The following is a 21375-nucleotide window of genomic DNA, read 5'->3' as shown; positions in this document are numbered from 1 at the left end:
TCTATGAGAGAAGTTGCATTTATCAAGCAAAATAAAGAAAAATGGTTAAACTTTGAAAAAACCATTTATAATAATCAGTTTAAAAATCCCGATGAGCTTTCGTCTTTGTACATTCATCTAATGAATGATTTGGCGTACGCACAAACGTATTACCCTAAGAGTAAAACTATTAGCTATTTAAATCAGCTTGCTTCTGCCGCTTTTCAACGTATTTATCGCACCAAAAGAGAAAAAACAAATCGTTTTATTTCTTTTTGGAAAACGGAAGTTCCATTGATTGTGTACCAATTTCGACGTTATGTTTTGTATTCTTTTTTAATTTTTGGACTTTTTGTGACTATCGGGGCCGTTTCTGCTGCGTATGATGATTCTTTTGTTCGTTTAATTCTCGGTGATGGTTATGTAAATACAACACTTGAAAATATTGAAAAAGGCGATCCTGTAGCAATTTATAAAAGTGGAAGCAATTGGGGAAGCTTTATAGGAATCACGCTCAACAACTTATATGTTGGTTTGCTTTCCTTTATTTATGGCGTTTTTGGAGGTTTTGGAACTGGTTATATACTTATGCACAACGGAATTATGGTTGGTGCATTTCAGTACTTTTTTCATGACCAAGGTGTGTTGTGGGAAAGTGTTCGCGGAATTTGGATCCATGGCGCTATGGAAATATTTGCCATCGTCATAGAAGGTGCAGCCGGATTGTTGCTTGGTGCAAGTATTCTATTTCCTAAAACCTACTCACGAATGGCTTCCTTTAAAATGGGACTCAAAAACGGAATTAAAATACTCATCAGCACGTTTCCTTTTACCTTTGCTGCTGGCTTTTTGGAAGGATTCGTTACACGATATTCCAATATTATGCCGAATTGGCTTTCGGTAGGAATCATCTTAATTACGCTGAGTATGATATCATTCTACTATCTTATATATCCACATATTGTTCACAGAAAATTAAAAACACATGTTTCAACTCTATAAATCTAGAGATTTCGGATTATACTTTAAAGATACCTTTGGTTTTTTGAAAATGCACGGAAAGCACTTTTTTAAAAATTACTTGACGGTAAACGGTATTTTCATCTTGATTCTTGTCGTGCTCATGTACTTATTTTACAGTTGGTATGAAGGTTTTATTCTCGAAGCTGTTCGCGAAAAAAATAATTTTGATGCCATTTTAAATTATGTTGACGAAAATATTGAAACCGTTCTTACTGCATTTTCACTGTTTACCATTGTTGGTATTGTGGTAAGTATGTTGAATTATGCGTTTGTTCCTATATACTTTAAATTATATGAAAAGCATCGCGGTGCAGACTTTGGCTCAAAAGAAATTTTTGAAGAATTACGTGCCAACCTTGGAAAGTTATTTAAATACTTTTTAGCTTCCATTGTAGTTTCACTCATTGCAATTCCTGTGGTCTCTATTGTTTGTATTATTATGGCAATCACCATCATTGGTGCATTCTTTTTAGTATTTCCTATCGGGTTGTTGATATTTTACTACCAATCTGCATTAATGGAATACCTCAAATCTGACAAAGGAGTTTTTGAATGTTACAATTACAGCTGGAAACTTTGTTTTGAAAAGTTTATGCCTGTACTTGGTGCTATTGGTATCTTTTTTATTTTAGCATCAATATTTCAATCTGCATTGCCTATTTTAGAATTTATCATTAAACTTGTAAATGGACTCGCAACGCTAGAAGATGCAGGTACAATTAACGATCTTGAAAAATGGTCATTCCTATTTATTGTTATCTTTACGATTAAAATTCTAACCTACTTTTTCAATTTGCTAATTTCCGCTATCATACAAATAAATCATGGAATTATTTACTATGGTTTAAAAGACGAAAGAGAAAACATAAACACCATAAGTACTATTGACGAAATAGGTTCAGATTCAAATTAATGCCAACATACATCAAACACATATTTATTAACTTCCTCGTCATAGGAACTTTTGCTTCGATATTCCTTTCGGGAACCATTGCACATGCAACTACGTTAACACCACAACAAACGGCACAGGAAGATACTTCTAACATACAACCAAAAGAATTTGACGACGATTTTAAAGATCGTTACAACGCTAGTGAATACGTGTACGAACAAGAAAAATCTGATGGTTGGTTTTCACGATTCATCAATTGGCTCGAAGAAACTGTACAAGATTGGTTTGATTTAGATTCGCGCCAAAGCGCTTCCAACTTTTTAGGCGAAATGACCAATTTGGTATATGTACTCATCATTATCGTTGTGGTATTCTTTATTGTACGCGCTATTATGAATGGTGAAGGTCGTTGGGTTTTTGGAAAACGTTCCGACAAGAAAATTGTAAATCACGAAGATGTAGAAACGAACATTCATATTGTCAACTTCAAAAAATTAATCTCGGAAGCTATTGCCAATAATGATTACCGATTGGCAGTTCGTTATCAATATTTAGATATGTTGAAAAAACTAAGTGCTGCAGAAATCATTTCGTATGATCCAGAAAAAACAAATCTTGAGTATACCTACGAAATCAAAAATGATAGCATGCGAGAACAATTTCAATATACTTCGTACTTGTACAACTACGTTTGGTATGGCGAATTTATGATTGACAAAGAACAATACGAGCAAGCAGCACACTCTTTTAATCTCATCCTTAAAAACAATGCGGCATGAGTAAAAGACTAAAAATATACATCGGAATTTTAGTTGCCATTATCTTTGCGGCAATGTATTACGAATTATCTAAACCAATACCTATTGATTGGCGTGAAACCTATAACGAGAAAGATACAAATCCGTATGACTTGCGTATATTTCATAAAGAACTAAGCAATGTTTATGATGAAAATGAAGTTCGAAATATTTATCGTACGCCGTATGAATTTTTCAATGCGCAGTACGATTGGTCCACATATACGTATGATATTGAAGGAACGTATGTAAGTATCAATTCTGAGTTTTACACTGATGAATCTTCTATAAACGAGCTTCTCGATTTTACAGATGCTGGAAATTTGGTATTTATTTCTTCCTATAAAATGCCGCGCTATTTGAAGGATTCTTTAAATTTTTCAACAAAATACGATTTTAAAGTTTCTACCAAAGCAACACTTTCATTTGCAAATGAAAACTTAGCTAACAACGAAATTTCATACGAAAGAGATATTAAAAATGTATATTTTTCTGAGATTGATACTTTAACTACGGAAGTATTGGGTTATCAAAAATTTGAAAATGATGTTACTTTTACCAATTTTATCAAAATTCCACATGGAAATGGCGCATTTTTATTGCACACGCAACCTGTAGCATTTACAAACTTTCATCTATTAAAAAACGATCATTTTAAATACTCTGAAGGTGTTTTAGGATACATTCCTGAGAAAGATATCTTTTTCGATTCACCCAACAAAACACGCTACAGTGACGATACAAGTCGTTCACCATTACGATTTATCTTAGAACACGATCAGTTGCGTTGGGCTTGGTATTTAGGACTGATCTTTTTAGTCGTTTTTGTGTTGTTTAATGTAAAACGAAAACAGCGCATTGTAAAAATTGTCAATCCGCTAGAAAATACTACTGTCGATTTTACCAAAACCATCGGAAATCTGTTTTATGAAACTAGAGATCATCAAAATGTAGTACACAAAAAAATCACCTATTTCTTAGAACATTTACGCACCGAATATTTGATGGACACGCAAGTTTTAGATGAAAAATTTAGCACGCGATTGCGACAAAAATCAGGAAAATCTCAAGAGGAAATTGAACATTTAGTACAGTTAATCAACACACTAAGAGCAAAAGTATATTTATTTGAAAATGATGTTTTAAGAATTACTAAAGCGATCGAAAATTTTCATAAAAAGAAATAACAAAACATTAAATTACAACTCATTAAATTCAACATATGGACTTTACAGGAGAAACTAACGAACAAGATGCACATAAAAATTATGAAGATCCATTGTCATTCACAAACAGAATTGATCTGACCGAATTGCAAGAAGGAATTCATAAAATAAGACAAGAACTCTCTAAAGTAATTGTAGGACAGCAAGGCATGATTGACATGTTGATTACGGCATTACTTGCCAAAGGACATGTACTGATAGAAGGTGTTCCAGGAGTTGCAAAAACCATTACCGCAAAGTTACTTGCCAAGTCACTAAAAGTTGATTTTGGGCGTATTCAGTTTACACCAGATTTAATGCCAAGTGATATTCTAGGAACGTCTATTTTTGACATGAAAAAGACAGAATTTGAATTTAAAAAAGGACCTGTATTTACCAACATGTTGTTGATTGATGAGATCAATCGTGCGCCAGCAAAAACACAAGCTGCTTTGTTTGAAGTAATGGAAGAACGCCAAATTACTATGGACGGTACAAAGTATTCGTTAGATGCGCCTTTTATGGTTTTAGCAACACAAAACCCAATTGAGCAAGAAGGAACCTACCGTTTGCCTGAAGCACAATTGGATCGTTTTTTATTCAAAATAAATGTTGACTATCCGAATCTTGATGAAGAAGTAGAAATCATTGCGCGTGAGCACGATTTGAAAGAAACGAAAAAAGTTGATAAAATCAATTCGTTTTTAAGTAAAGAGCAAATTACAAAGTATCAAAACTTGGTAAATGACATTATTGTAGAACCGCATTTGCTACGTTACATTGCACAAATTATTATCAATACGCGTAGCAATCAATTTTTATACATTGGTGCTTCTCCAAGAGCTTCTATCGCCATTTTAAAAGCTTCTAAAGCCTATGCCGCGATGAACGGACGCGATTTTGTAACGCCAGAAGATATTAAACAAGTAGCAGTACCAGTATTGCAACACCGTATTATTGTAACGCCTGAACGTGAAATGGAAGGTGTCACTTCAAAACAAATTATCAATCAAATCATACAAACTATTGAGATTCCTCGATAAATAGTATTGTTTTTAAAAAACAGCAAGCTCGTGCAATTAGTTAAAAGCTTTTTTAAATCATTATATCTCCAAAACCGTTTCTTTTACGTGTGTTTGGCTATTATTGTATGCTTTATTGTGAGCTTTATTTTTCCAAGATTCTTTTACGTATCGAAATTATTATTGCTAATTTTCTTAACATTTACCTTTCTAGATATTATCATTTTATATCTGACCAGAACAGGAATTGTTGCCAAAAGGCAAGCGCCAGAAAAATTCTCAAATGGTGACGAAAATGAAGTTTTTTTGCGATTGGAAAATTATTACACGTTTGCGATTTACACCAAAATCATTGACGAAATCCCTGAACAGTTTCAGGTACGTGACTTTTCTATAGAGAAAAAAATAAAAGCATCGAGCGTTTCTGAATTGAAATATATGTTGCGTCCAACAGAGCGTGGCGAATATAAATTTGGAAAACTGAATGTATATGTAATGTCTATTTTAGGATTGGTTTCGCGTCGTTTCTTTTTCGACAATGAAGTGATGGTGCCAACTTATCCTGCATTTTTACAGCTTAAAAAGTACGAATTGCTCGCCATTAGTAACAATTTGACGATGTACGGAATCAAAAAGATTCGTCGTATTGGACATACTATGGAATTTGAGCAAATTAAGGAATATGTAACGGGCGACGATTTACGAACGATCAATTGGAAAGCGACTGCCAAACGCAATCAATTGATGGTAAATCAGTATCAAGATGAGAAATCACAACCTGTATATTCTGTGATTGACAAAGGTCGTGTGATGAAAATGCCGTTCAACGAATTGAGTTTGTTGGATTATGCGATTAATGCAACCTTGGTGATGAGTAATGTGATTCTGAAAAAGCAAGACAAAGCTGGAATGTTTACATTTTCCAAGAAAGTGGAAAATATGGTGGTTGCGGAGAAACGAAGTGCGCAAATGAGCATGATTTTAGAATCGCTTTATAATGTAGACACCGATTTCTTTGAATCAGATTTTGGAAGATTGTACGCAGATATCAAACGAAATATCAAACACCGAAGCCTGATTTTGTTGTATACAAATTTTGAAACAATGGACGCTTTAAACCGACAACTTCCCTACTTAAAAGGAATTGCCAAAAGTCATTTATTGGTCGTTATTTTCTTCAAAAACACAGAGTTAGACGAATTGATAAACGAAGAAGCAACCACAATTCAGGAAGCATACGACAAAGTAATTGCTGAAAAATTCTCCTTCGAAAAACGCTTAATTGTCAACGAATTAAAGAAATACGGAATCTACTCTATTCTCACAACTCCAGAAAATTTAACGATTGACACGATTAATAAGTATTTGGAAATGAAAGCTCGTGGGATGGTGTAATACTCTATCTACAACATTCCAAAGAAACTTTTTACTACAGTTATCACTCCAATAATGGAGCAAATTGCCAAAAATATCAAGATTCCAATAATGAGAGAAGTAATTAGTTTTTCTTTGAGCGTTGATTTTGAAATTCCTTTTTTATATCTTTTTTTATTATTTTTTGCACTAAACTTAGGAATGTAATCTACTTTCTTTTTACTATCGGACTCCAATTCTGACAACTTTTTTTGAGCAAACTCAGAAAGTTTAGATTTATCGCCACGAAATACAAGTTCCTGTAAAATTTGATATCCAGAATAATTTACTGATTGCTCATACATAGCTACACATTCTTTAATTCGTTCATCGGTAGGCTCCGTAAGAATCCAATATTTTCCTGCAGCATCCAGAAATCCGCTTTCATAATAAAGTTCAGCTAGTTTGTTCCTCAATTCTAGCTCATTTGGATTTTCTTGAATCAAATTTCGCAACCTATCAGTCGCTTTGAACTTCAGTCCCTTTTCGATTTCAGAATTTATTTTATCTAATTTTTCTTTTAAACTCAAGGTATTTTTTTAGTTTGTTTATGAGTACGAGTTGGAAATTTGCGTTAGTTTGGGAGAATTGGTAATAATCAATATGCGCGCTATTTTAATTTCATTAGTAAATATGAAAATCGCATTGCATTAGCTTTTGCACTTTGCTTATTTGTTGACGAACCGCCATGACCACCTTCAATATTTTCGTAGTAATAGACTGGATATCCCATATCAATCATTTTTGCTGCCATTTTTCTCGCATGCGCTGGATGCACACGGTCATCACGAGTTGAAGTATAAAAGAATACTTCAGGATATGCTACATTCTTTTTTAAGTTATGATACGGAGAATATTTTTTAATATATGCCCATTCTTCTGGAATATCAGGATTTCCATATTCATCAATCCAACTAGCGCCAGCAAGTAACTTATTATAGCGTTGCATGTCTAGTAATGGAGCTTGGCATACGACTGCATTATATAAGTCAGGTCTTTGCGTAAAGGCTACACCAACTAATAATCCACCATTACTTCCTCCCATAATACCTAAATGTTTTGGAGAGGTAATTTTTTTTGTTATTAAATCTTCTGCTACGGAATAAAAATCATCAAAAACATTTTGTCGTTTTTCTTTTAATCCTGCTTGATGCCATTTTGGTCCAAATTCGCCACCTCCACGAATGTTAGCTAGTACAAATACGCCCCCATTATCTAACCACGACGTTCCGAAAGTAGCAGAATAAAATGGTCGTTGTGATATTTCAAAACCGCCATAGGCATAAAGCAACGTAGGATTACTTCCATCAGTTTTCATATCTTTAGATGATACTACAAAATACGGTATTTGTGTTCCATCTTTTGATGTTGACATAAATTGATTGACTTTGTATTTATCACTATCAAAATAAGGTGTAAGCGATTTAAAAGGACTTATCGTATTTGTTTTCGCATTCGCAATGTATAACGTTGTTGGAGTTAAGAAGTTGCTATATGTGAAAAAATATTCATCGGATGATAGACTCAAATCAGTAATAGAAATTCTACCAAAATCAGGTGCATTCACTTTTTTACCAATCCATTTATTATTCACATAAGAATATATAAATAATTCACTGTTTACATTGTGAAGTAAGTTTACGAGAAGTTTATTTTTTGTTTTTGAAACTCCTTCTATACTTGATAGTTCATCTGGTTGAATAATTAATTGAACCTGTTTTTTTCCTTTCAGTAATTCTGTGAAGTTTAAACTGATGAGCGAACCTTGTTTATAAATTTTATTATTAACATTCCAATCTGATTGCAATCTCAAAATTAACTGATTGTTTATAAGATTTTCAGGATACGTATCACTTGGAATATCTAATTTTATTTGCTGATTCTCTACCAATATAATATAAGAAATATCTGTTCTAGAAACGTAACGCACAACACATTTATACTCCATTTCATTATCTCGAAGTACATATCCAGATACCCCAATATCATCTACTTCTCCTTCGTACAGAAGTGTAGCATCTTTTAATAACGTTCCTCTTTTCCAGAGTTTCACTTGTCTTGGATATCCAGAAGTAGTCAGGGTATTTTCACCAAAATCGGAAGATATAATCAAGGTATTCTTATCTACATAACTTACACCGCCTTTAGATTCTGGAACATAGAAACCATCATCTATAAACGTCTTTGTCTTCACATCAAATTCTCTTTTAATAGATGCGTCACTGCCACCTTTTGAGAGGTAAATTATAAATCGATTGTAATCTGGATATAAACCATTCGAGCCATTATAGACCCATTTTACACCATCAGTTTTAGACATCTCATCTAAATCAAATAACGTTTCCCATGTTGGATTTCCTTCTAGATATTTTGATTTTGGACTTCTTCTCCATATTCCTCTGACGTGATTTTCATCCTTCCAAAAATTATATACAAATTCGCCATAAGTTGAAGGATACACAATGCCATCTGTAGAATTAAATATTTCCAATGATTTTTCATAAATACCTTGATATTCAGGTATGCTACTTAATTTATCTTCAGTTATTTTATTTTGTTTATTGACAAACGCTAATGATTTTTCGCTGTCGACATCTTCTAACCATAGATACGAATCTTCTTGAGCTTGCGTTGTAAATAGTGTGGTTAAGATAATTATAATAAATAAAGTATTTTTTGTCATTATTTCTGATTTAGTATATTGTTTTTCATTTTTTTTAATGACTCCCAAAAAATATTTTAATAAAAATAACGAAAAAGCGGGAAATGTATACATCATTTACCACATTTCAAAAGATCTAATTTTTAGAAATCACCAAACGCTTAATTCACAGTTTTCCCTTCGCGGTAATCTAGTCCTTTTTGTCCAATAAGTGTTCCGCTAGAATCTGCGTACATCACATAAATGGTATTGCTTCAGGATAATATAATGAGCCAAATACTTTTGCCACATTTGATGCTGTTTTCCCTTCGCGATATTCAATTCCTTTTTGTCCGATTAAAGTATTCTTCTGATTGCTAAAAATGGTATAAATTGAATTGTTTTGTTGATAATACACAGTTCCAATAGCATCTTTTATTTGACTACATAAGAAACCTGGAATTACAAACAACAGTATGATGATTAGTTTTTTCATAGTATTTTTTTAAACAAGTATCTTCAAGACCACAATCTTTTCAGCTTTGTCCAAAGAGTACTTTTATTGCTATTTGCTGTTTTATTCGAATTTAGTATTCGGTCAATCTCACCTTCTTCCCAAGTCCACAAATGAGTAGTTTTTTCATCTGCCCAAAATCCTTCAAAATGACTTTCAATCAGCTTTTTTGAAAACTTAGATTCGTCTATTGCAATGAAGAAAAAGAAGAAATCCCAACCAATTGCAAAAAATATTGATTTGTTTTTCGTGTAAATATAATAATCTCTAGTATCAACTTGTTCACAAAAATCAGTCTTATTCAAAGTTTTTAAATCAAGCGTACTTTTGTTTTCACAGAATTCATCTTCCGTTTCAATTTTGGTAATTCCTGCGGCTGTCAACAAGTTAAAAATTGATGATTTCGTAAAATAGTCAAACATACCTTCGGTTGGATTCCAAATATTTTCTTTTTCTGCATATTGGTTCAGTAATTCCAATAAATCTTTTCGTTGTAATTTTTTATGAAACGCACCAATAGAAGTCATCAACGCTTTATTAAGTTCTTTATAATTTTCTAGTTTCGTATTCGAAATTATTTCTTCCCAAGTGACGACATTTCCATTTTCAATAATTTCTTCATCACTTGGATAATCTTCGTTAGACACATAAATGGTCATATTGGAATGATTCTGTATGTTTTCAAATATTTCATCTTCCTTCTGAGCTTCTTCAAAGGAAATTATTTTTTTAGAACTATTGGTATGATGATCTTTTTTATCAACCTTAAAGAATGGTATTAAACCTATGTAAACACTATCATATTCAGAAAAATGTGCTAATAAAGGTGTTTTTTCGTCTGGATAAAGACTTTTATTCATTTCTGTGAATATAAAGATTGGATATATACAATTTGATTTTTCATGATTACCTAGTTGTATGCATTATTGATTTACTCATAAAGAAAAATAAATTACTTTACTGTAACTAACAGTTACTTTTTCTCCTTTCTGTCGGGCAGGTTTTAACTTTGGAATATTACTGATAACGCGAATGGCTTCTTTTTCAAACAGTTCTTTGTCTTTACGCTTAGATCTGGTGCGTATTTTAACAATTTTACCTTCTCTATCAATATTGAAAATAACATATACTTTTGTTTCAATGGCTTCTGTTTTATATTCTTTGGGATAGACAAGGGTTTTTGAAATGTATGCATCCAATGTTTTTTCAAAGCATTCTTTGAGTTCTTTTCCAGTTATTTTTTTACATTTCCTAAATCTTGGTGCTTCCGTGACCACAGCAAAAGGAACCACAGCTTTTTTTGGATCAAAGCTTCCTTCTTCTTCTACTTCCACATCCTCAATATCTATATGGGTTTGACTTAGCATAGAAAACGGTATTGCTAGTAAAAGAACGAAGTAAATAAACTGCTTTTTCATTTTTGTTTTGTTTTTGTTTTTGTTTTTAGCAATCAATGATTAAATTCTAGTTGATAAGAGTTTTTTGCGATTATCTTTTATTTGAAGCCATTTATCATAGGAAACGACACGTTTTTCATCGTTTGATTTGGTCGTGCCAGGCAATATTCCGATAAATTCGAGTTCGTGTCCGTCTGGGTCATTGAAGTAAATAGATATCGCTGGCAACCAACAAAATACCATTGGTTTTTCATGATTATCTTCTAAAAAGTTATAACATGTTATATTGTGTGATTTTAAGAATGCAACCGACTCGTTTAGAATCCATTCAGGTTCGCATTGAAAGGCAAAGTGTCTAATGTCAATTTCCTCTTTTGGTTTCTCCCACAAGCCAAGCATAAATTGTTTGTCGTTCCCTATCCAAAAAAAAGCTGTTCTGCGTTCTGCGCCATAACGACATTGTTTTAACTCAAGTACTTTTGAGTAAAATTTAATTGACCGTTCAAGATTTTCTACAAATAAGTGAGTTTCATACAGTCCTTTTATCATGCGGTTTTGGCTTTTATGCTTTGATTGATTATTAGCTAAGTTACTAAACATATACTTAATAGTAAGCTTGTACGTTTTTTAATTAGCAGAAATGAAATTCAGAATCATAAATAAAAGATTTAAAATTTAAATACATAAAGATCAGGTACTGAAAACTCCTTATCATTTTTCGTACAAACAAAAAAGCGAACCTATTAAGTCCGCTTTTCTCCGTAATACATACAGCACATCAGGTAAAATTCATGGTAAATTGAATTTTTTGTAGTGCATGATGAAACTCCGTTCTTCAACTGAGTTTTCTTAACCCAAACAATTAAACTAACTAAGTCTACAGGAATTACTGAATGGAATTGAATCATAAATGTGAACAAAAAACCGAATCAATTCTTTACAGTTGTAAACTTCATTCTATTTATATAGACGCTTCATTTTTTGAGAAAGTTCCCGAAAACTGTTCTTCTGTATTTTTTAAGACGCTTACTACCAAAAAGAAACAATGCTGTTTTGATGTTATAGTAGTTCAAAAACTAACTTTACAATTTGTAAGGCTTTCCCGTAAGCAACTGACAACTAATTTATTTACATTAAGTTTTGAATTATTAATACAAAACAATCTATATTATGTTAAAAAACATCACAAACCTTTCTGGAACAAAATTGATTGACAAATCAACACAAAAAACAATTGCTGGAGGTAATCATCCGCCATTCTGTAACAATGATAGCGATTGTCCTGGTGGAAAATGCATTGGCGGTTGGATGTGCGCTTATTAAACATTCTACATAATTCATCGTAAGCGAAAGCTGTCTGTAAAGTATAGAAATTCCAAATTAGATTTGACCATATTTAACAGACAGCTTTTTTTTGCAATATATTTTAGATGCGGTTCAAAAATACATTCAAACTTTTTTTAGTAACTTTTTTACAATTCATCCTCAAAAAATTACAGTTAGGTATCTTTTTTTATGCAGATTTCAGGTTTATATGGACTTTTGAATCATCAAACAACACTTCGGCTCCGCTCAGTGTTATCAAAAGAATAAATCATTAATCAATAAAACAATCTCAATTATGAAAAATTTACTTTTAATCGCAGTTTTCTTTACAGGTCTTTTTACAGCAACAGCACAAACAACAACTTCAGAAGAAGGTGTAACTATTACGGTTACCGTTGATAAAATCAAAAACAACAAAGGTAAAATGTTGTTCGCTTTACATACAGAAGATACGTTTATGAAGAAAAAACCAATCCAAGCAACAGGAAGTACTATTGAAGGTAATACAGTGAAAGTTACGTTTACCAATGTTCCAAAAGGAGCGTATGCTATTAGTTGTGTTCATGACGAAAACGACAACGGACGTATGGATTTTGAAGAAAACGGTATGCCAAAAGAAGATTACGGAATGTCTAATAATCCAATGAGTTATGGACCACCACAATTTGATCCTTCTAAGTTTATGGTAGCCGATAAAGATGTTACTTTAAATATCATTCTTTAATCCAATTTTATACCTTAATTACTAACTATCAAAAATTAGAAAAAGCGATCACTAAACATGATCGCTTTTGCATTTTATAATTTCTAAGAAGTCAAAAATCGAGCTAGCGAGATTTACTCACAACTCATAACTCATAACTCAAAAAACTACTTCCCCAACCAAGCATTCATCATCCAAACAGTCTTTTCTTGCTCAGAAATCAAATCGCTCATCATAGCATTTGTTCCTTCATCATTCGCGTCACCAGCTTTGTCTAGTAACGTTCTTTCCAATTTTAACAATTCTGAAATTGAAGAAACAATCAACGCTACTGCTTTTTCATCTTTAGAAATGTGCTTTCCTACAGGAACTTTTGCGTTGGCAATATAGTCTTCAAACGTATGTAAAGGTTCGCCACCAAGTGTTAACACACGCTCTGCGATTTCATCGATTTTTATTTGTGAATCGTTGTACAATTCTTCAAACTTAGTGTGTAGCTCAAAAAATCCTTTTCCTTTTATGTTCCAGTGAATTCCGCGTAAATTTTGATAATATACCTGAAAGTTTGCTAATAAAACATTTAAATCGTTTACCAAATCTTCTGTTTTTTGGACATCAAGTCCTAATATATTTAAGGCCATTTTTAATATTATTTATGTTATTAATTTTGTTACAGCAAATTTATTTAATATTTAAAGTATTTTATTATAAGTTTTATCGATAGTTTTTATATTTTTATCACTTAAAGCTATTACAATCATGACCATTACTCAACTACAATATGTTTTGGCAGTAGCCGAACACCAAAACTTTACCTTAGCCGCACAAAAATCATTTGTAACGCAGCCAACACTTAGTATGCAAATTCAGAAGTTAGAAGACGAATTGGAAATTCAGATTTTTGACCGAAGCAAAAAACCAATTCAGCTTACCGAGATTGGCAAAAAAATCGTAGAGCAAGCACGTAATATTGTCAATGAATCTGGGAGAATGCAAGATATTGTAGATCAACAAAAAGGATTTATTGGTGGCGAATTTAAACTCGGAATCATTCCGACAATTATGCCCACATTGTTACCGATGTTCTTAAAAACATTTATAAAAAAATATCCAAAAGTAAATTTAAAAATAGAAGAATTAACCACAGAAACAATCATTAAAAGACTAAACGAAGGTCATTTGGACGCTGCAATTGCCGCAACGCCACTCGGAAACGATCAAATTAAAGAACGTGTTTTATATTATGAACCTTTCGTCGGCTATACTACTGAAAATCACCGTTTATATAACAAAAAAGAACTCGAAACTTCCGATTTAGATATTGATGATATTTTATTGTTAGAAGACGGACATTGCTTTAGAGATGGCGTTATTAACTTGTGTAAAGTGCCAAAAGCCATTGCTGACGATCATTTTCAATTAGAAAGTGGAAGTTTTGAAACCTTGATTAAATTATCGAATGAAGATCTTGGAATGACGCTTCTTCCCTATTTACACACTTTAGACATTAAAGAGGAAGAACGCAAATATTTACGCCATTTCGCAGAACCAAGTCCAGCACGTGAAGTGAGTTTGCTATTTCACAAAAGTGAATTGAAAATGCAGATTATTGAAGCATTAAAAAATGTAATTATGGGAATTGTGAGAGGCGCAATTGCTTTTCATAATGTTCAAATTATCAGCCCTATACAACAATAAAAAATAATATCAATTTAACTTTAAGATGCTACTTTAGAAGCGAAGTTGCTTTGGTGTCTAAGAACACTGTGAATAGTTTGCATAGCCTTAGCTACGGAAAATTTTCACAAGGCACTTAGAGGCCAAATGAACAAGCTTATAGGTTGCATGTTAGGGTTGAATTGGTATCATACATACTAAAAAAGCCGCGACGTATCGCGGCTTTTCTTATGGTTTTAAATAAATTAAACATTGATCTAATTGTGGATTTGCTGTAACGAGAGAATTGATCCAAATTTTCAATTCTTCTATCTCGTGAGGCAGCAATCGTTGTAAAGCTTTTTGTAATTCTTTACAAAATAGTGATGGATCGAAACTTACTTTTTTAAGTATAGTCTTAGTGTAATCAAACATCGCTCTTGCCATATTTAACGAGGTATTTAGGTTAAAATTTTAAAGAGTAGTTTTCGTGTATAAGCATGTTATTTAGCTTCATAAAAATAGTAAAAAAATTTATGTTTACACATATTGAACAAAACTTTAACAGATGTAAGAAGAATTATACCATTTTTATTGAGTCTAAATAATAGATTTAAAAACGATTATCTCCATCTAATAAATCACCAATACTTCCTAAAATGCTTCCTTCTCCTTTACTATTTCCACCTCTCGGAATAGATGCAACGATTCTTCCTGCCAAACGACTGAATGGTAATGATTGAATGTACACAATTCCTGGACCTTTTAGCGTTGCAAAGAACATTCCTTCACCGCCAAATAGTGTATTTTTAATGCCGCCAACAAATTCAATATCATAATCTACATCTTGTGTAAAACCTACAATACAACCTGTATCTACACGTAATGTTTCCCCTGGAGCGAGTTGTTTTCTTGCCAACGTTCCGCCAGCATTTACGAAAGCCATTCCGTCACCTTCTAGTTTTTGCATAATGAATCCTTCGCCGCCAAATAAACCACGACCTAGTTTTTTAGAAAATTCAATTCCTACGGTCACACCTTTTGCAGCACATAAAAAAGCATCTTTTTGACAGATGAATTTTCCGCGATAATCTGTTAAGTCTATCGGAACAATTTTCCCCGGATATGGCGCTGCAAAACTTACTTTGCGTACTCCAAAAGAACTATCATTTAAAAATGAAGTCATAAAGAGACTTTCACCTGTTAAAATTCGTTTTCCCGCAGAAAATAATTTTCCAAGAATTCCTTTTTCCTGATTAGATCCATCTCCAAAAATAGTATTCATCGTAATGCCATCGTCCATCATCATAAAGCTTCCAGCTTCTGCCACAACGGCTTCTTGCGGATCTAATTCTATTTCGACATATTGCATTTCTGCGCCGAAAATTTCGTAGTCAATTTCGTGTGCTGTCATTGTTTTAGTTTTTTTACATCGAACGAAGTCGAAGGTTTGATTGATTTTTATAAGATGCAAAAAAAGTGTTTTTGTTACACTATTTTTTCTTCCTTAGTTTAATTCCCCATTCATATTCAAAATTAGAAACAGGTTCACCAGCTTCGTTAAAACCTTCGGCAAATAAGAATAAACTTTGACCTTCACCAGTTTCAATCGCTTTCTGTATTGCGGCTTTAACTTTTAATCCATCTTTACAGACAAACCGAATTCTTCCTGTCGCTTTTTTGGTAAATGTTCCTTTTTGCGATCTGACTAACATCGAAATTTTTTCTCCAGAAGTTTCTATTTCCTGAATGACCAACACACCAGTTGCCAACTCGGAAGCCATTCCTTGTGTTGCCCAGTATAAGGATTTAAAAGGATTTTGATTGATCCAGCGATGTTTTACAGTAACAGTTGCCGCTTCGTCAGTGATTTCTTTTACACGAACACCAGAAAAGTACGCCGATGGAAGTTTGAAAAGTACAAATTTGTTTATTTTGGATGGAGTTAGTTTTTTAGCCATTATAATTCAAGTTCATTATATTCATTAGCGAAAAATACAAAATTAACACGTACTTTTCTTAGAATTTCTATGCGGAATTAATCGTTGACCAAATATAATTTTCCAAAAAAGTTATATACGTAAGTTTTACCATTCATTGTATATTTTTTCCATTGTAATGCATGTTTATCTTGGTATTTAAATTTTATTTTATTTTTTCCGACAGTAAAATAGTAGAAATGGTCAAAACAAGGCAATCCAAAATGTCCACCTGTACTGTGTGATTTTATTTGTATTCTATCATCAAATTCTTCAAATGGTTCTGGCTCTTTTATGAAGTTGCAAAATTCTTCTACGTTGTAAAGGATCAACGTATCTTTTTTAAATCGTATAACCTCATCATCTAAAAATAAATCATACTTTGAGCGCAGTTTACTTGCATAATATCGAATCTTCATTTCCTCAATACTGTCTACTAAATTTTCTTTATAGATTTCTTTTGCATAATCTGCTACAGAATCACCAATATCAATCATGACAATAGGTTCTATTTTTTTATAATCTGGCGCTTTGTATTTTAATTGATTATAGTAAATATTTCCAATAGAATCCATATATCTGGTCATTCCCGCATTCAAGCGAATACGAAATACCTCTTTTCCTTCTGGAGTTTCTATCGTAAATTGATTGTTCCTATTAAGAAATAACCCATTTTTTAGAAATATTCTGTGATAATCGTCATCAATAATAAATGTAAAATCTTCTGAGTCATCTACAATATCTTCCAGAAATGGCAATTCAGGATATTTATCAGGTTCAGACATACAACTTACCAATACTAATATTGATATAATAAGTATGAAAAAGAATTGAATATTACTGTTTTTGAATTTCATCATGAGTAAATATAATGCCAATTTTCAATATTTATAAATTTGGTAAAAATAATTTCCTATTAGCTTTTCTTTGAAAAACTTCTGCTTTAAAAGAGTTTCAAAAAACATAAACAACTAAAAAATAAATACTTACCTAATTATTTTGATTATTATTTTTTAAAAACACACATTTTTAAAAATGTTAATAATTTGTTAATTTTTAGTACTATGTTTTGCATAATACCTTTTTTTAGCCATATATTTGTATAAGAAAATAATAGGTAATGGACTCAACACTAACGAAACACGACAAAAATGTAGCGATGGTTTTACACGCTACAACCTTTAGCAAATACTTTTTTCCGTTTGGAAATTTTATTGTTCCGCTCATTTTATGGACCATGTATAAGAAGGAATCTGAGTATATCGATCATCATGGTAAAGAAGCTATAAATTTTCAACTAAGTTTGTTTTGCTACAAACTCATTGCAACTTTAGTAAGTTTTCCGCTCTTTTTTATTTTTAAAATTCAAAACTTTAGTACATGGGATGTTTTCCATTTTAACAATATTTCAATCAATTTTAATGACGGATTCAACGCGTATAATTTGTCATTCATTGCAATCATTGTCGGAATTGGTCACTTATTATTTTTTGCAGTAAACATTACGTACACCATTGTGGCAGCAATGCGAGCGAATGAAGGTGAAAAGTATCGTTATCCATTAACCTTTAGATTTATTAAATAAATATCATCATCAATCATCAATCAAAACTTCGACAGCTCAATGTAACACAAATCAACAATCATCAATCATCAATCAAAAAAACTATGACGCGTCACATTGAGCATCGTCGAAATAAAAAACGAACAGAATCATTAAAAGACACATGAAAACATGAAGATAGAAAACACAAAAGCACAAATGCGTAAAGGCGTATTGGAGTATTGTATTTTATCCATCTTGAAAGATCAGGATGCATATGTAGCAGAAATACTCGAAACGCTAAAAGACGCAAAAATGCTTGTCGTAGAAGGAACAATTTATCCGCTATTGACAAGATTGAAAAATGCCGGTTTATTAAGTTATCGCTGGGAAGAATCGACTTCTGGACCACCTAGAAAGTACTATGGACTCACCGAAACAGGAAAGTTATTCCTAAAAGAACTAAATACCACTTGGGACAATTTACAAAATGCCGTATCACTCGTAACACGCCAAAAAAATACTACTAATGAATAAGACAATCAATATAAATTTAGCAAATATGTTTTTTCATATTGATGAAGAAGCCTATAACAGTTTGCAGCGTTATTTAAACGCTATCAAACGCTCTTTTACCGACTCGCAAGGTAGAGATGAAATTATCGCTGATATTGAAGCCAGAGTTGCCGAACTTTTCTCAGAACGTATGAAAACTGAGCGACAAGTTATCAGTATGAAAGAAGTACAAGAAGTCATCGAAATTATGGGACAGCCAGAAGATTATTTGGTTGATGATGTAATTTTTGAAGACGAACCAAAAACGCATCACAGACGTACGTATTCATCACATAGAAAATTATACAGAGATTATGATAATAAATTTCTTGGAGGTGTCTGCGCAGGTTTAGCACAATACTTCGGAATTGATGCGTTGTGGATCCGATTATTAGCAATTATTGTCGTATTGGCAGGAGTTGGATCGCCAATTTTAGTATACATCATTTTATGGATTATTATACCAAAAGCAAATACTACAAGTGAAAAACTTGCCATGGCGGGAAAGCCCGCGAACATCAGCAACATTGAGCAAAAGATCAAAGAAGGACTTGATGATGTTCAGGAAAAATTTAACGATGTAAACTTTGATCGAGTTGGTCAAAGAGCCAAAAGTGGCGCAGCTTCCTTCTTTGACACTATCGGTAATATTTTGACCGTATTTTTAAAGATTTTCGCTAAGTTTTTTGGTGTAATTTTTATCATCATTGCTGCCTCTATTTTAATCAGCGTTATCATGTCTGCACTAGGTGTAAGCTTCTTTAATTTCGATTTAATATCTGGTGAAGAATCTATTTACTACCGAGATTTAGGAATGTTGAATGAAACACCAAGATGGATTTTAGGATTATTGTTATTATTTGCACTCGGAATTCCTGCGGTTATCTTATTTATTTTAGGAATGAAGATTTTGGTAAAAAACTCAAAATCCATCGGAATGCCTGCAAAAATTACACTATTCGTTTTGTGGATAGGTTCTTGTATCGGAATCGGATTTTTAGCTTCAAGTGCCGCATTGCATCACAATATTGAAACGTCTGTATCTGTAAAAGAAGAATTGGCAATTGTTGCCAACGATACGATTAAGATAAAAATGGTAAGAAATGAAGATTTCAACAGATCATTGCGTCGATATTATGATGATTATGAGGTAGAATATGACGAAAATGGAGATGTTATTTTATTTTCACGTGATGTACGATTAATTGTAAGACAAACTGATAGCGATACTGGTAGAATACGCATTAATAAAAGTGCTGGAGGAATCAATCATACAGCAGCAAAAAGGCGTGCACAAGAAATTGATTATAATTATACTTTTGAAAATAATACTTTAAAGTTAGACGGATATTTCTTGTTTGATCCAGAAAATAAACACAATCAGCAAAAAGTGGAAATCAACTTGTATTTGCCAAAAGGAACGATCGTTTATGCGGATAAAAATACCAAACCTTTTCATAGAAATTCAATTGGATCAGGTGATATTTTAGGAACTGGCGAAGAAGAAAATCATTATCTAGTTATTGACAACGACTTAAAATGTTTGGATTGTGAAAGTACTATCAAAAAACTAAAAAACAAGAAAGAAAAAGATACTACTAAGGAAATCACAATCAATTCTGAAAAAGTAGATATCAATATTAAAAATAAAGACGAGAATGTAAATGTGAATGTAAAACGTGATAGCGTTCCTACAAACACAAACAACTAAATAAACATCCATCAACCAATACTAAAAACAACCAAAATCAATCAAAAAATGAGCAATTCACAATCCTTTTACTACTAAAACTACTCATCATAGTTTTAGTAGTTGGATTGCACATGAATAGCTTTTAGTATTAAAATTAAATCATCAATCAAAAAAAATAAAAACATTACTATCATGATTACTTTAGCACGTTATATTGCCATTGCTATTATTAGCTTACTTGTAACTTCTTGCGACTTCAATTTTAGTTCTGGCGTTGCTGGAAATAGAAATGTTGTTATGGAAGAAAGAGACGCCGACGAACCTTTTACTAAAATTAAAGCTTCCGAAGGTTTAGACGTTTACATCACACAGTCATCAACACCTTCTATCGAAGTGGAAGCTGACGAAAATATTATTTCGCTTATTGCTACGGATATTGACAACGGCACTTTGAGAATTCACACCGAAAAAAATATTGGTCGTTGCAAATCGAAAAAAGTACATGTGAGCGTTCCGAATATTGAAAAAATTGTCAGTACAAGCGGCGCAGATGTTTATTCGACAGAAATTATTGTTGCTGATCTGCTAGAAGTACGAAGCAACAGTGGCGCAGATGTAAAAATTGAGGTGAAAGCAGAAAGCGTAACATGTTCGACATCGAGTGGTGCAGATATTAAAATTTCTGGTAGCGCAAACTCGTTAGTAGCAAATGCAAGCAGCGGAAGTGACATTCAGGCAAAAGAATTGGAAGTAAAAGACTGCGATGCTTCGGCAAGTAGTGGTGCAGATGTTACCGTAAATGTTTCTGAGAAATTAGTAGCAAGCAGTTCTAGCGGTGGAGACGTGCATTATTACGGAAATCCAGAATCGGTTGCGAAAAATAAATCTGTTTCTGGCGGTGTATATAAGAAGTAGTTTCTAATGTAACGACGCTTTAGTGTAATGATGTTTTAATGTATTAATGTAACAGTTTGATAATTTTATCGCTTCCGCAGAATGTACACATTTTCAAAATTCATTCACAAATACTTAAA

24 protein-coding genes are annotated in these 21375 nt (G+C 32.6%); 13 read left to right on the top strand and 11 right to left on the bottom strand.

What is annotated here, in order from left to right; translation table 11 throughout:
- Window positions 1-3 precede the first annotated feature (3 nt).
- The 6 genes from KAOT1_RS01485 to KAOT1_RS01460 are packed head-to-tail and all read left to right on the top strand — an operon-like array spanning window position 4 to window position 6316.
- Window positions 4-981: a stage II sporulation protein M gene (locus tag KAOT1_RS01485; RefSeq protein WP_040559251.1), complete on the top strand. Its 978-nt coding sequence runs from the start codon at window positions 4-6 to the stop codon at window positions 979-981.
- Entirely contained in the window at window positions 965-1915 is a 951-nt protein-coding gene (locus tag KAOT1_RS01480) for a hypothetical protein (protein WP_007092897.1), read from the top strand. The genes KAOT1_RS01485 and KAOT1_RS01480 overlap by 17 nt, the downstream gene beginning before the upstream one ends.
- The gene (locus tag KAOT1_RS01475) at window positions 1915-2676 is read left to right on the top strand and encodes a DUF4129 domain-containing protein (RefSeq protein ID WP_007092896.1); all 762 of its coding nucleotides are present in this window, start codon (window positions 1915-1917) and stop codon (window positions 2674-2676) included. The genes KAOT1_RS01480 and KAOT1_RS01475 overlap by 1 nt, the downstream gene beginning before the upstream one ends.
- On the top strand, window positions 2673-3881 hold the full coding sequence (locus KAOT1_RS01470) for a DUF4350 domain-containing protein (protein ID WP_007092895.1): 1209 nt from the start codon (window positions 2673-2675) through the stop codon (window positions 3879-3881). Before KAOT1_RS01475 ends, KAOT1_RS01470 begins: the two co-directional genes overlap by 4 nt.
- 35 nt (window positions 3882-3916) lie before the next feature.
- Window positions 3917-4942, top strand: coding sequence for an AAA family ATPase (locus tag KAOT1_RS01465; RefSeq protein ID WP_007092894.1), 1026 nt, complete (start codon window positions 3917-3919; stop codon window positions 4940-4942).
- Between the two features lie 30 nt (window positions 4943-4972).
- On the top strand, window positions 4973-6316 hold the full coding sequence (locus KAOT1_RS01460; protein WP_238528671.1) for a DUF58 domain-containing protein: 1344 nt from the start codon (window positions 4973-4975) through the stop codon (window positions 6314-6316).
- Window positions 6317-6324: 8 nt separating this feature from the next.
- Here the strand turns inward: KAOT1_RS01460 and KAOT1_RS21755 are convergent, their stop codons facing one another.
- The 6 genes from KAOT1_RS21755 to KAOT1_RS01430 form a co-directional block, all read right to left on the bottom strand.
- Window positions 6325-6864 (bottom strand): tetratricopeptide repeat protein, encoded by a 540-nt coding sequence (locus KAOT1_RS21755; RefSeq protein ID WP_007092892.1) that lies wholly within the window; start codon window positions 6862-6864, stop codon window positions 6325-6327.
- Between the two features lie 80 nt (window positions 6865-6944).
- The gene (locus KAOT1_RS01450) at window positions 6945-9017 is read right to left on the bottom strand and encodes a prolyl oligopeptidase family serine peptidase (RefSeq protein WP_040559808.1); all 2073 of its coding nucleotides are present in this window, start codon (window positions 9015-9017) and stop codon (window positions 6945-6947) included.
- Between the two features lie 214 nt (window positions 9018-9231).
- Window positions 9232-9471, bottom strand: a complete 240-nt coding sequence (locus KAOT1_RS01445; protein ID WP_007092889.1) for a hypothetical protein — start codon at window positions 9469-9471, stop codon at window positions 9232-9234.
- Window positions 9472-9494: 23 nt separating this feature from the next.
- On the bottom strand, window positions 9495-10349 hold the full coding sequence (locus KAOT1_RS21750) for a DUF2711 family protein (protein ID WP_007092888.1): 855 nt from the start codon (window positions 10347-10349) through the stop codon (window positions 9495-9497).
- A 75-nt stretch (window positions 10350-10424) separates the two neighbouring features.
- A complete protein-coding gene (locus KAOT1_RS01435; RefSeq protein WP_157559970.1) occupies window positions 10425-10907 on the bottom strand; it encodes a TonB family protein in 483 nt (160 codons plus the stop codon).
- A gap of 39 nt (window positions 10908-10946) precedes the next feature.
- The gene (locus KAOT1_RS01430) at window positions 10947-11435 is read right to left on the bottom strand and encodes a VOC family protein (protein WP_007092886.1); all 489 of its coding nucleotides are present in this window, start codon (window positions 11433-11435) and stop codon (window positions 10947-10949) included.
- A gap of 621 nt (window positions 11436-12056) precedes the next feature.
- Here KAOT1_RS01430 and KAOT1_RS22615 point away from each other — a divergent pair.
- Together KAOT1_RS22615 and KAOT1_RS01425 are read left to right on the top strand one after the other, a co-directional pair.
- Window positions 12057-12209 carry a hypothetical protein gene (locus tag KAOT1_RS22615; RefSeq protein ID WP_007092885.1) on the top strand — a complete coding sequence of 51 codons (153 nt, stop codon included), beginning with the start codon at window positions 12057-12059 and terminating at the stop codon, window positions 12207-12209.
- Between the two features lie 298 nt (window positions 12210-12507).
- A complete protein-coding gene (locus KAOT1_RS01425) occupies window positions 12508-12936 on the top strand; it encodes a DUF2141 domain-containing protein (protein WP_007092884.1) in 429 nt (142 codons plus the stop codon).
- A 146-nt stretch (window positions 12937-13082) separates the two neighbouring features.
- On the opposite strand, the gene KAOT1_RS01420 is transcribed toward KAOT1_RS01425, so the two are convergent.
- Window positions 13083-13556 carry a Dps family protein gene (locus KAOT1_RS01420; RefSeq protein ID WP_007092883.1) on the bottom strand — a complete coding sequence of 158 codons (474 nt, stop codon included), beginning with the start codon at window positions 13554-13556 and terminating at the stop codon, window positions 13083-13085.
- Between the two features lie 118 nt (window positions 13557-13674).
- On the opposite strand from KAOT1_RS01420, the gene KAOT1_RS01415 reads away from it, so the two are divergent.
- Window positions 13675-14613, top strand: coding sequence for a hydrogen peroxide-inducible genes activator (locus tag KAOT1_RS01415; protein ID WP_007092882.1), 939 nt, complete (start codon window positions 13675-13677; stop codon window positions 14611-14613).
- A 207-nt stretch (window positions 14614-14820) separates the two neighbouring features.
- Here KAOT1_RS01415 and KAOT1_RS23490 read toward each other — a convergent pair whose 3' ends face one another.
- From KAOT1_RS23490 to KAOT1_RS01395, 4 genes are all read right to left on the bottom strand, one after another.
- On the bottom strand, window positions 14821-15018 hold the full coding sequence (locus tag KAOT1_RS23490; RefSeq protein ID WP_007092881.1) for a hypothetical protein: 198 nt from the start codon (window positions 15016-15018) through the stop codon (window positions 14821-14823).
- Between the two features lie 166 nt (window positions 15019-15184).
- Window positions 15185-15985 (bottom strand): TIGR00266 family protein, encoded by an 801-nt coding sequence (locus tag KAOT1_RS01405; RefSeq protein ID WP_007092880.1) that lies wholly within the window; start codon window positions 15983-15985, stop codon window positions 15185-15187.
- 79 nt (window positions 15986-16064) lie between these two features.
- Window positions 16065-16532 (bottom strand): DUF4442 domain-containing protein, encoded by a 468-nt coding sequence (locus tag KAOT1_RS01400; RefSeq protein WP_007092879.1) that lies wholly within the window; start codon window positions 16530-16532, stop codon window positions 16065-16067.
- Window positions 16533-16609: 77 nt separating this feature from the next.
- Window positions 16610-17428: a hypothetical protein gene (locus tag KAOT1_RS01395; RefSeq protein WP_157559968.1), complete on the bottom strand. Its 819-nt coding sequence runs from the start codon at window positions 17426-17428 to the stop codon at window positions 16610-16612.
- A gap of 242 nt (window positions 17429-17670) precedes the next feature.
- Between KAOT1_RS01395 and KAOT1_RS01390 the strand changes: the two genes are divergently transcribed.
- From KAOT1_RS01390 to KAOT1_RS01375, 4 genes are all read left to right on the top strand, one after another.
- Complete coding sequence (locus KAOT1_RS01390) at window positions 17671-18135, top strand: DUF4870 domain-containing protein (RefSeq protein WP_007092877.1); 465 nt, start codon at window positions 17671-17673, stop codon at window positions 18133-18135.
- A 150-nt stretch (window positions 18136-18285) separates the two neighbouring features.
- A complete protein-coding gene (locus KAOT1_RS01385; RefSeq protein WP_007092876.1) occupies window positions 18286-18630 on the top strand; it encodes a PadR family transcriptional regulator in 345 nt (114 codons plus the stop codon).
- Window positions 18623-20359: a PspC domain-containing protein gene (locus tag KAOT1_RS01380; RefSeq protein ID WP_007092875.1), complete on the top strand. Its 1737-nt coding sequence runs from the start codon at window positions 18623-18625 to the stop codon at window positions 20357-20359. The genes KAOT1_RS01385 and KAOT1_RS01380 overlap by 8 nt, the downstream gene beginning before the upstream one ends.
- Window positions 20360-20533: 174 nt before the next feature.
- Complete coding sequence (locus KAOT1_RS01375; protein ID WP_007092874.1) at window positions 20534-21256, top strand: head GIN domain-containing protein; 723 nt, start codon at window positions 20534-20536, stop codon at window positions 21254-21256.
- Window positions 21257-21375: the final 119 nt, after the last annotated feature.

The sequence above is a fragment of the Kordia algicida OT-1 genome, assembly GCF_000154725.1.
GTDB classification, from domain to species: Bacteria; Bacteroidota; Bacteroidia; order Flavobacteriales; family Flavobacteriaceae; genus Kordia; species Kordia algicida.
The sequence above is the reverse complement of the archived record's forward strand: the minus strand, read 5'-3'. Positions and strand labels throughout refer to the sequence as shown.